8 protein-coding genes are annotated in these 11740 nt (G+C 44.9%); 7 read left to right on the top strand and 1 reads right to left on the bottom strand.

What is annotated here, in order from left to right; genetic code table 11:
* The first annotated feature begins 3 nt into the window (after positions 1-3).
* From tssA to rplT, 7 genes are all read left to right on the top strand, one after another.
* Positions 4-1359, top strand: a complete 1356-nt coding sequence (gene tssA / locus MU515_RS18765; protein ID WP_260261929.1) for a type VI secretion system protein TssA — start codon at positions 4-6, stop codon at positions 1357-1359.
* 16 nt (positions 1360-1375) lie between these two features.
* Positions 1376-4915 carry a type VI secretion system membrane subunit TssM gene (gene tssM, locus MU515_RS18760; protein ID WP_260261927.1) on the top strand — a complete coding sequence of 1180 codons (3540 nt, stop codon included), beginning with the start codon at positions 1376-1378 and terminating at the stop codon, positions 4913-4915.
* Between the two features lie 349 nt (positions 4916-5264).
* Complete coding sequence (locus MU515_RS18755) at positions 5265-6893, top strand: methyl-accepting chemotaxis protein (protein ID WP_260261926.1); 1629 nt, start codon at positions 5265-5267, stop codon at positions 6891-6893.
* 283 nt (positions 6894-7176) lie between these two features.
* Positions 7177-9105 carry a threonine--tRNA ligase gene (gene thrS / locus MU515_RS18750; RefSeq protein WP_260261925.1) on the top strand — a complete coding sequence of 643 codons (1929 nt, stop codon included), beginning with the start codon at positions 7177-7179 and terminating at the stop codon, positions 9103-9105.
* A 3-nt stretch (positions 9106-9108) separates the two neighbouring features.
* Entirely contained in the window at positions 9109-9660 is a 552-nt protein-coding gene (infC, locus tag MU515_RS18745; RefSeq protein WP_260261971.1) for a translation initiation factor IF-3, read from the top strand.
* Between the two features lie 115 nt (positions 9661-9775).
* Positions 9776-9970 carry a 50S ribosomal protein L35 gene (gene rpmI / locus MU515_RS18740; protein ID WP_076590127.1) on the top strand — a complete coding sequence of 65 codons (195 nt, stop codon included), beginning with the start codon at positions 9776-9778 and terminating at the stop codon, positions 9968-9970.
* A 40-nt stretch (positions 9971-10010) separates the two neighbouring features.
* Positions 10011-10364 (top strand): 50S ribosomal protein L20, encoded by a 354-nt coding sequence (gene rplT, locus MU515_RS18735; protein WP_004401084.1) that lies wholly within the window; start codon positions 10011-10013, stop codon positions 10362-10364.
* A gap of 78 nt (positions 10365-10442) precedes the next feature.
* Here the strand turns inward: rplT and MU515_RS18730 are convergent, their stop codons facing one another.
* Positions 10443-11405, bottom strand: a complete 963-nt coding sequence (locus MU515_RS18730; protein ID WP_260261924.1) for an integron integrase — start codon at positions 11403-11405, stop codon at positions 10443-10445.
* Positions 11406-11740 lie beyond the last annotated feature (335 nt).

The following is an 11740-nucleotide window of genomic DNA, read 5'->3' as shown; positions in this document are numbered from 1 at the left end:
ATAATGGATATTGCGGATTTTCGTCAAAAAGTTACTTCTGCGATCAGTGAGCAATCACCCGCAGGCGTTCGACTCGAAGACGATGCAGAGTTCGAGTTCATCGAACAAGAGATGATGAAGTATGGCACGCTTAATCACACTGACATTAAGTGGAGTGACGTAGAGAGCTTATGTCTCAATATTTTAGCTACGAAGAGTAAAGATATTCGTGTGTTGGGTTTTCTACAGCTTTGTTTGCAAAATCATGCAGGGCTTGATCACTACCTTATTTCGATGCGGGTTTGGGTCGATTTTGTCAGCCATTTTTGGGAAAGTTGCTTTCCCGCGCCAGGCGGAAAAGGTAAGCGTATTCGATCTAAGTATGCGCAATTGCAACTGCAGCGCTTTGAGCAGGCCATTGATAAGCTTAACTTTGATGAGCTAAATGAATCGCGTCATCATAATTTTACTCACGCCCTTGAGCCTTGGGGACAAGCATTAGAAACGATAGAGCTTGCTGAACAAGATAAAGTGACGCCGCTGCTTAAAAGTCGTTTGAACCAATGGCAAGAAAGAAAAGCAGCGGAAAGCGAACAGAAAACTCAACCAATTCCTAAGCCGCTCACTACTTCATCTGCTCGTTCGGGTGACAAGAATTTAAAGCAAACGCTACAAGAGATTGCCGAAGAAGTCGCCCAGCAAGAGATGGGCGCTTTGTTGGCTATTTCGATGCGTCGCTATGCCGTTTGGCATGGGATTACGTCTGCGCCAGATCATGATGGTGAAGGGGCAACAGCGCTGCGCTTTATGTCAACGGAGCGAGCTCAAGAATATCAAGAGCGAATGAGCGCCCCAGATTTAGCACTTTGGCAGCAAGTTGAAAATAGCTTGTTGATTGCCCCTTATTGGTTTGAAGGACATTACATGAGTGCGCAAATCGCCCTCAAACTAGGCCATCGAGATTGGGCAGATTGTATCGCCAGAGAAGCGAACGCTTTTTTGGAGCGATTACCCATTATCAGTGACTTGTCGTTTAAATCTGGAGAGCCATTTGTCCCAACTAAGGTTCAGCAGTGGTTGCAAAGCGCCAATACTTCTACTTCTGGAAATACCGCCAATACATCGATTGCGCAGTCAGTGACTGAAAATGATGATTTTGAGCTTGCTATGGCTGAGCTTGATAAAGGCTTAGCGTCGGCAAGAGAGCTTAGAGAGCAATCATATTGGCGCTATCAAATGGCGGAGCTACTTAGCCGGTCAAAACTTTCTTCTTTGGCTCGGTCCCATAGTCAGGATCTGGTCGAAAAAATAAAACACGTGACGGTAGAAGAATGGGAGCCGTCATTGATTAAAAAACTACAAAACTTATCAACGTCGTAGGACAAAGGAAAAACACATGTTGACGTCACTAAGTCGAATTTTAATGCCGATCAGAATGTTGTGGTCAGCGTCAAAACCTACTTTATTCTTGTTATTGTTTCTGTTTCCCATCTTTGCCGTTTGGTGGTGGGGGCCAGAATGGACACTCGATGGCGAGCAGCCGCTAAAAACGACTACGTCGCGAATCTTTTGCACGGTAGCCTATTTATTATCGTGGATTTTAGTCTTCTGGGCATGGCAGTGGCGAAAACTGCGCGTCACCATGCAAGCGGATCAGCCCGCTAAACCCGATCCGAAAGAGATAAAAAAAGCGGAGCAAGAGCAGCAGCGTTGGTATGAGCGTTTCCATTTTCAACTTGATGGTGCAATGGAGTCTGTGCGCTCTTCTTCAAAACAGAGCCAGTTCCCATATCAGACGCCTTGGTATTTATGTCTTGGCGCTTCTGAATCAGGCAAAAGTAGTTTGGTAAATCGCAGTGGCGAAACCTTTAAGCGCCAGAGAATTACGACTGACGGCCATGAGGTAGATCTTGATTGTTGGGTGGGTGAAAACTCAATGATTTGGGAGCCGAGCAGTGATTTACTCAACGCAGAGTTAGAGAATAACGGCGCGGAAGAAAAGGGGACGCAGCAAATTTGGCAAAGCTATTTGCAGTGGCTAGCACAATATCGTCAGCGTCAGCCTCTTAATGGTGTCATTATTGGTGTTGATGCTGCCAGTCTGATTACCCGTTCAGAAACAGAGCGCAAGGCGCAAGCGGCACTTATTCAAGCGCGTTTAGTTGAAATCAATCAAACGCTTTCTAGCCGTGTACCTGTCTATTTAGTCGTGACAAAACTCGATTTACTAGAAGGCTTTGAACATACGTTCGCTTCTTTGTCAGCGAAAGAGCGTGCTGATGCGCTAGGCTTTAGCGTCGATATTTCATCTCAAGATGCGAAAACGACCATAGCTTCGATTGAGTCTCAGTTTGACCACTGGGCGAAAGATCTCGCTTATCGCGCCAGTGCCGGAATGGGCGAGTCGCGTATTGCAGAGCGTGGTCAACAACTGTTTGCCTTCAGCCGTCAAATGAAAGGCCTGAATGAAATGGTGATGAGGCTGCTCAGCGAAACCTTTACTGGTGAGGTAGCGCCAACAGACCTGGGTTTGCGTGGGGTATTTCTAACCTCCGCTTTTCAGCAAGGGGTGATGGTTAATGCGTTTTCTGATGCAACGTCGCGCCGCTACGAAATTGATAATCCGATTGGTAAAACGGTTCGCAGTAAATTGTCACAAGCGTACTTCATTGAGCAACTGTTTCAATCGGTACTCTATAAAGAGGCCGGTTTAGCGTCAGGAAATCTAAGTTCATTGAAAAAGGCGAGCCGTAAAACCCGAGTGATTGGCGGGTTAGGTATCGCAGCGGCAGCAGCCATGATAGGCATTTGGCATATTAACTATCAGCAAAATATTGAGCGCTCTAACAGCGTAGTGGCAAGAGCAAATACGTACCAACAGATCAATCAAGTTTCATCATCCACTTCGCTTCGTTTCACCATCCAAGCGCTTAATGAGTTACGCGACTCAGCTAAAGTGTTTGGCGACTACAAAGGCGACATGGCCGCGGTAAAAGATTTTGCGCTCTACCAAGGCCATAAAATTGCGCCAGAAATTGAGCAGACTTATCACGAAGTATTGCAGAAGCGTTTTGTACCACTGCTGCTTGAGCAAGTGGTCTACGAACTCAAACATGCGAAAAACGATGAGCAAAAACTCGAAGCCCTTCGCGTGTATAAGATGGTAGTTGATAGAAGCGGCCGCATTACGCCAATGGTAGAAGAGTATTTCTCGCAGCTATGGCAGGAATATTACGTGGGCCGCGCTGCGATGCAAAACGATCTGATGGATCACTTGCTGGTGGCAATGGAAACTTCAGATCTTGAAACGGCCAAAGGTGACGCCGACGTTGATGCCATTATGGCGCTCTACCCGCATGATGTGACCATTAAACATGCTCAGTATCAGCTTGGTAAATTACCGATTGAACAGAGGGTGTATCAAGGCTTGCGCCGAAATTCTCAATTTGTTCTAGGGCCAGCGCTTCATCTTGATAACCTTATCGGGCCAAGTTTTGCGTTGGTGTTTGATGAGCAGCGCGCTGCCAATCGAGTCTTTACTGTGCCGCAACTGTTTACCCCGAAAGGTTTAAATGAATATTTTATTCCTAAATTGGAAAGTGTCTCTGAGCTGGCTTTAATCGACAGTTGGGTTTTAGGAGAGACGGAATCAACCCAGTTTAGTGACGCAGACGTGCAAGCGCTGCGTGGTATGTTGCTTGACCTCTACATTACGGATTACGCCCGCTCATGGACAGATGTGCTTGATAAGCTCGATATGCGTTACTTCACTACTCTGAGTGAAAGCACCCAAGTGCTCGAAAATCTAGTGGCCAATGCAGAACCACTGATGCGTTTACTGCGTGTTGTCGAAGAGAACACCCAAATTGGCGGTGATAATCTGATTGACCAAGCGGTATCCATCACATGGCAAGCGCAATCGCGTGAGAAGGTGAATCTAGGGTTGAAACGCCATTTTGGTGAGCTTAACGATATGCTCACGCCAGTTGGTGAAAAGCCGCCGTATGTTCACCAAGTGATCGATTCAATCGATACTTTGCATCAATATTTGGTTGCGATGGAGAAAGCACCAAGCCAAGGTGGCGCAGCATTGGATGCAATCAAAGACAAGCTCTTGTCTCAACGTGACGATCCAATTGATGCGCTTGCGCGCATCGCAGAGGGGCTACCTGCTCCTTTAAACCGATTGATTGGTAAAGTCGCTGAGGAGTCGTGGTATGTGGTTAAGCAAGAGGCGACAGCTCATTTAGGCAAAAAGTGGTATCAAGATGTTTACTTGCAGTTTGAGCAGAAGTTGAAAGGGCGTTATCCATTTAATCCGCATGCGAGAAAAGAAGCGTCGCTACAAGACTTTGAAGCCTTCTTTGCACCAAATGGCACATTGGATGCGTTCTATGCGAGCCATTTGAAGCCTCTGATTGTCGCGAGCCGCAATAAAGATGATAGCTCGTTTAATCTGCCGATTAACCCGTATGTACTGCATCAAATCAATCAGTCACATAAAATTCAACAGGCCTTCTTTAATAAAAAGGGCATCTTGGATGTGAGTTTCTCAATTGAGCCGCGTAAGTTGACAAGTAATAAGCGCCGAGGCGTGTTAAACATCGATGGTCAGTATTTGGCTTATAGCCATGGTCGCCGAGACAGTGTTGAGCTTATTTGGCCGAACAGTTTAAAAGAGAGTGCGGAATCTAAAGTGACGTTGGTCCCGATTCAGGCCAACTCATCTCCGCGCAGTGTGGTGTTACGCGGGCCTTGGGCATTCTTTAGGTTGCTAGACCAAGGGGAAGTGGTTCGAGCGAGCGCGACCTCTATCGATTATCGTTTCTCATTTGATAATGGTGCAGTGACTTATCGCGTAGCCTCGGATGAAGATGATAATCCGTTTACTCAGGATGTTTTTAAGTCGTTTAAGCTAACACGCAATCTTTACTAGGCAACAGTTCAGCCTTGACTCCAAGCGGTCCTCGTTTTTACGATGGCCGCTTTGTTATTTGAGCGTTCAACTAAGCAACAGATTCCGCTGTATGTTTGCGCAAAAATGAATGGCGCTTGTTATATGGAACTTAATATTGTTTGTTTTCAGATAGTTGCTCTAACCGTCATTGCTTCGACTGTCTCTGTCGAAAAAATGGCACTCAATAATTACAAAATTATCTTAAAATTAATAGTTTATCAGGGGTAGACAGCTATTCATATTTTGTAATAAACTCCGCGCTTAACAAAAGGTTGGGACTATTCCCATAGCATGGATGCGAATAAACATTAACTTAGTTGAGGCATACATGCAGTTTTCCCTGAAAAACTTCTCTATCCGCACACAGGTACTCATCCCTGTGCTGTTTATCTCTGTTGCTCTGTTTATCGCACTTTGGGTCACTAAAAATAATTTAGAAGCAGAACAAGAATTGGTTGCTTCAAATACTGACTCGCTAGTGTTTTACAAAGATTCTTTAGCCAATATCTCTGATACCGTTTACCCGCTGCGTATAAGCGCGGTATATGCGATCTACGATCCTGAGCGTCGTGATTCATTTATCACTGAACTTCAACAAGGCGTTAAGAAAATTCATGCTGATCTCGACAAGATTAACGAGCGCGGTACGTTTAGAAGTGAAGCGACCAAAGTAAAACGCGCAATTGATGATTACGTAAGCTATTCAACCAATGCGGTAAGCTTCTTCGAGCGTCGTGATCAGGGCTTAGTGAGCCCGAAAGAATACAACGACTTTATCTCTCAATACCGTAAAACCGGTAATGTTATGGTCGCGGCCATTAACGAACTTTCTCAGCGCGTGAATACTATTTCAAGCGCAGCCATGGAAGAGAGCAACCAAGCGGCCGCTAAAGTACAAAGCCTTGCTAGTTGGACTGTGTTAAGCGTGTTTGCTGTATCTCTTGTAGTTGCTTGGGTTCTATCGGGTATGATCGTTAAGCCAGTACAAAAACTGCAAGCGGTAATGCGTAAAGTGGCACAAGGTAACCTTTCTGTTCGCGCTGATGCAGACGGCGACAATGAAATCGCTCAGCTAAGCAATGACGTAAACGTGACAGTTGAGCAGCTACATTCAACTGTTGATCAGCTAATCCGCATTAGTGAAGAAGTCGCGTCTGCTTCAACAGAGCTTGCAGCTGTAATGACTCAAGCAGAAAACAATGCACAGCAAGAGCTGGCTGAAATTGAACAAGTGGCTTCAGCGGTTAACGAGCTTTCAAGTACAGCAGACAACGTAAGTGACAACGCCCAGCTTGCTGACACAACAGCGCGCGATGCTGATCAACTAGCGCAATCTGCACTGGCAACGTTTAATGAAAGTAGCGAAGCAAGCGAACAGATGAACCATGCCTTAAATGATGCGGCAGTAGTGGTTACTAAGCTTAAAGAGCAATCTGAGCAAATTAATAACGTGATCGAAGTGATCAGCGGTATTTCTGAACAGACCAACCTACTAGCACTAAACGCGGCGATTGAAGCGGCACGCGCAGGTGAGTCAGGCCGAGGTTTCGCGGTAGTAGCGGATGAAGTTCGTATGCTTGCAGCCCGTACTCAAGAGTCAACAGGTGAAATCAAAACAATTATCGAAGAGCTGCAAAAACAATCTGGCCTCGCAAACGACGGCATGCAGCTTAGCTTAGATATGCTGAACAAAAACAACGAGCTTGCAAAACAAGCGAATGAAGCACTGATGGGTATCACCGAGTCGGTGGCCAACATCAATGATACCAATACTCAAGTTGCGACTGCAGCCGAGCAGCAATCGCAAGTGACGCAAGACATTAACCGAAACGTGGTAAACATGTCTGAACTAGTGAACCAAAACGTTACAGGTATTAGCCAAAGCGCCAGCGCAAGTACTGAGTTATCTCAGCTGGCCGAGAAACAAAAAGCACAGCTTTCTTTCTTTACCCTGTAAGCGCTAAGTCATACCCCCAATCAAATGCCGCTAGGAGCCTATTCCTAGCGGCATTTTTATTTCCTGTCGTTTGCTTTTCGTGTTTTGTTTGCAGTAATTGTGTGACTTTGATTGTTATTTTACTTGGTTGGGTTACAATGTGCGCTTGTCCAACCTGTGCATCCGTACTTGCGCAGAACGGACAACTAACTTTCATTTACTCGCTTAATGCCGCAGTTTATGCGTGCAATAAGTAAAAATGCATGTGTTGCTTGGTATGCAACACCACTGTAAAGGAAATTACATGCCTATTATTACACTTCCTGACGGCAGTCAGCGTCAATTTGACAACCCAGTTTCTACTCTTGAAGTCGCTCAATCTATCGGTCCTGGTCTTGCTAAAGCAACCATCGCTGGCCGTGTTGATGGCGTTCGCGTAGATGCGTGTGACCTAATCGAGCAAGATGCAAGCCTTGAAATCATCACAGTGAAAGATGAAGTTGACGGTCTAGAAATCGTTCGTCACTCTTGTGCTCACCTTCTTGGTCACGCAGTTAAGCAGCTTTTCCCTGATGCGAAAATGGCGATCGGTCCAACCATCGACAACGGCTTCTACTACGATATCGATCTAGAGCAATCTCTAACGCAAGAAGATCTTGAAAAGATTGAAAAGCGTATGAAAGAACTTGCTAAGACCAAATATCAAGTTATTAAGAAAAAGGTAAGCTGGCAGGAAGCGCGTGATGCGTTCGAATCACGTGGCGAAACTTACAAAATGGAAATCCTAGACGAAAACGTATCTCGTGATGATCGTCCGGGTCTTTACCACCATGAAGAATACATCGATATGTGTCGTGGCCCTCACGTTCCACATATGGGCTTCTGTCAGCACTTTACGCTGCTAAACGTAGCAGGCGCATACTGGCGTGGTAACAGCGATAACAAGATGCTTCAACGTATCTACGGTACAGCTTTCCACGATAAGAAAGCGCTTAAGGCTCACCTAACTCGCCTAGAAGAAGCGGCAAAGCGTGACCACCGTAAGATCGGTAAGCAACTAGACCTATTCCACATGCAGCAAGAAGCACCGGGTATGGTGTTCTGGCATCACAATGGTTGGTCTATCTTCCGTGATCTAGAAGTATTCATTCGTCAAAAACTGACTGAATACGATTACCAAGAAGTAAAAGGTCCACTAATCATGGATCGCGTACTTTGGGAACGTTCTGGTCACTGGGACAAATACGCAGACGCAATGTTCACTACGGCTTCTGAAAACCGCGATTACGCGCTTAAGCCAATGAACTGCCCAGGTCACGTACAGATCTTCAACCAAGGTTTGAAATCTTACCGCGATCTACCGTTACGTATGGCTGAGTTTGGCTCATGTCACCGTAACGAACCATCAGGCGCACTACACGGTATCATGCGTGTACGCGGCTTCACTCAGGATGATGCACACATCTTCTGTACTGAAAGCCAAATCCAAGACGAAGTAACGTCTTGCATTAAGATGGTGTACGACACGTACCAAACATTCGGTTTTGATAATATCGTAGTGAAACTGTCTACTCGCCCTGAGAAGCGTGTAGGTTCAGATGAAATCTGGGATCAATCTGAAGAAGCGCTAAAACAATCTCTTGAAGCGATGAACATCGAATACGAAATTCAAGAAGGTGAGGGTGCATTCTACGGTCCTAAGATCGAATTTACGCTACACGATTGTCTAGACCGTGCATGGCAATGTGGTACAGTTCAGCTAGACTTCAACCTACCTGGTCGTCTAGGTGCAACATACGTAGATGAAAACAACGAGCGTCAAGTGCCGGTAATGATTCACCGTGCAATCCTTGGTTCTCTTGAGCGTTTCATCGGTATTCTGATTGAAGAATACTACGGCTTCTTCCCAACTTGGTTGGCGCCAGAGCAAGCAGTAATCATGAACATTACTGATAAGCAGTCTGATTACGCGAAAGAAGTTGCACAAAAACTACAAAAATGTGGAATTAGAGCCAAAGCGGACTTGAGAAATGAGAAGATTGGCTTTAAAATCCGCGAACACACTTTGAAGCGTGTACCGTATATGCTGGTTTGTGGTGACCAAGAAATGGAAGCCGGTGAAATCGCAGTACGTACTCGTAAAGGTAAAGATCTTGGCAAGTTTAAAGTGGATGACTTTATTGCATACATCCAAGACGAGATCTCTACCCGTAAGCTCAATCTGGAGGAATAAGCTATTAAAGGCGGAAGACGCGGCCAAATACCGGCCAAACAAAATGCTCATCGTTTAAACGGTGAAATTCGTGGCGTTCGTGAAGTTCGTTTAACTGGTGCTGATGGCGAGTCTGTTGGTGTTGTTTCTATTCAAGAAGCCGTTGCAGCAGCTGAAGAAGCGGGCATGGATCTAGTAGAAATCAGCCCTAACGCTGAGCCACCTGTATGCCGTGTTATGGACTACGGTAAATTCCTCTTTGAGAAGAGCAAATCTGCGAAAGAGCAGAAGAAAAAGCAAAAACAGGTTCAGATTAAGGAAGTAAAATTCCGTCCTGGAACTGATATTGGAGACTATCAGGTAAAACTACGCAACCTGACGCGTTTCCTTGAAGACGGCAACAAAGTGAAGGTAACAATTCGCTTCCGTGGCCGCGAAATGGCTCACCAAGACATCGGTGTTGACGTTCTTAATCGTCTGAAAGAGGACACTGTTGATTTAGCAGTAGTAGAATCTTTCCCTAAGAAGATTGAAGGTCGTCAGATGATCATGGTACTGGCCCCTAAGAAGAAGTAATTAACGGCTTTACAAGTAAGAAAACCTAGCCGTCTTCCTTAATAAGGTAAGTGGCTGGGTTTTGTTCGCCCTAATTACTAATGTTTAACAACTCAACAATGCGGAGTTATTCATCATGCCTAAGATGAAAACCAACAAAGGTGCTGCTAAGCGTTTTAAGAAAACTGCTGGTGGTATTAAGTTTAAGCACGCTACTAAACGTCACATTCTGACTAAGCGTACTACTAAGAACAAGCGTCAACTACGTCCAAACGCAATCCTTCCTAAATGTGAAGTGGCTGCAGTTGTTCGTATGTTGCCATACGCTTAATTCTTTTTAGTTATCAATCGTTTAGTTTAGGAGAAGCATAATGCCTCGCGTAAAACGTGGTGTACAAGCTCGTGCACGTCATAAGAAAGTTCTAAAACAAGCTAAAGGTTACTACGGTGCACGTTCACGTGTTTACCGCGTAGCTTTCCAAGCAGTTACTAAAGCTGGTCAATACGCTTACCGTGACCGTCGCAACAAGAAACGTCAATTCCGTCAACTATGGATTGCACGTATCAACGCTGCATCTCGTCAAAATGGTCTATCTTACAGCCGTTTCATCAACGGTCTTAAGAAAGCATCTATCGAGATCGACCGTAAGATCCTTGCTGACATCGCGGTATTCGACAAAGCTGCATTCGCAGTTCTAGTTGAAAAAGCGAAAGCTGCTCTTTAATTAGAGTCAGTTATTAGGATTAAGGAAAGGAGAGCTTAGGCTCTCCTTTTTTATTGTCTATCTAATGGCGTTAATAGCTTATAAACTTGAAAGTGGGCTCAACACGCCGCTCGCGCCCCTATCTATCACATGAGTATATATTTGCGTGGTTCTCACATCGCTGTGGCCTAACTGCTCTTGAACCGTTCGTATATCCGCCCCACCTTCTAACAAATGAGTTGCGAAGCTATGCCTTAGAGTATGGCACGAGACACTTTTCTCAATACCTGCTAGTAGCGCTGTCTTCTTTACACTGCGCTGAAGCGCTGTTTCATTTATATGATGACGTTTGTACAAGTCCGATTCATCATCTCTACTAAGTTTTGCCGAAGGAAATAGGTAATGCCAACCAAACTCAAACTGTGCATTAGGGTATTTCGCCTTCCGAGCTTGATTCATTGATACGCCGCCATAGCCATTGCTTAGCATATCTCTATCGTAGTATCGTTTTGCAATAGCAATTTGAGCTTCAAGTAGAGGGTGGAGTTCTTTCGCTAATGTCACGGTGCGATTCTTACCCCCTTTTCCTTGCCAAATCCGCACTGCGCCGTAATCAAAATCGATATCTTGAACGCGCAACCTAACGCACTCCATTAGCCTTAATCCGCTACCGTACATAAGCATCAAATGAAGCTGAAATTTAGGGTCTATCTGTTCTACAAAGCGGCGCATTTCAGTCTTTGTGAGTACAACCGGAAGTTTTCGATCTGATAGTGATTTTTGAAAGCGCATATCGGGCTTGATTGGTATTTTAAGATAGTCGCGATACATAAACTGGACAGCATTTAACGCCAATGCCTGTGTTTTGACTGCTACCTTATGAGTTATTGCTAAATCACTGAGAAACGCCTCAACATCCTGCGTATCAAGCTTGCTCGGGTGTTGAAGATCGTGAAAACGGATATAACGCGATATCCAAACCAGATAGGCTTCAATGGTTTTGTTAGCATAGTGACGACTCTGCATATACTCTTTCAAACTGAGCAAAAATTGACTCTTCATGATTTGTTTTGATACTGTTTATCTATACATGAATATAAATATAGCAACACTAACGGAATTAACAGGCAAGTTTCAGTATAACTGCGCTATGCTCAACTCTAATTCAGACTAAATCACCCAGGATTTCATTAGTTTGTGTGATTTTGCTCAATCAAGCTAAATCACAAAACATGGCAGTATGTGAGTAGGAAAAAGGCTTTTGGTTGTATAGAAAGCGTTATATTTCTGGGGGGGACATGAGTAAAATTCGAGAGCAAGCTAAGGACAATTTGTATGCATGCCCCTGTTGTGGTTACGCGACGATTGGAGTACCTGCTGAGTATGAAATATGTGAA

The organism is Vibrio intestinalis (assembly GCF_025195085.2).
GTDB lineage: Bacteria > Pseudomonadota > Gammaproteobacteria > Enterobacterales > Vibrionaceae > Vibrio > Vibrio intestinalis.
This window is presented reverse-complemented; position numbering and strand designations above follow the sequence as displayed.

Bases quoted from the DNA above. Each gene is read 5' to 3' on its own strand.
- tssA (WP_260261929.1), top strand. From the start codon at position 4: ATGGATATTGCGGATTTTCGTCAAAAAGTTACTTCTGCGATCAGTGAG.
- rpmI (WP_076590127.1), top strand. From the start codon at position 9,776: ATGCCTAAGATGAAAACCAACAAAGGTGCTGCTAAGCGTTTTAAGAAA.
- thrS (WP_260261925.1), top strand. From the start codon at position 7,177: ATGCCTATTATTACACTTCCTGACGGCAGTCAGCGTCAATTTGACAAC.
- MU515_RS18730 (WP_260261924.1), bottom strand. From the start codon at position 11,405: ATGAAGAGTCAATTTTTGCTCAGTTTGAAAGAGTATATGCAGAGTCGT.
- MU515_RS18755 (WP_260261926.1), top strand. From the start codon at position 5,265: ATGCAGTTTTCCCTGAAAAACTTCTCTATCCGCACACAGGTACTCATC.
- tssM (WP_260261927.1), top strand. From the start codon at position 1,376: ATGTTGACGTCACTAAGTCGAATTTTAATGCCGATCAGAATGTTGTGG.
- rplT (WP_004401084.1), top strand. From the start codon at position 10,011: ATGCCTCGCGTAAAACGTGGTGTACAAGCTCGTGCACGTCATAAGAAA.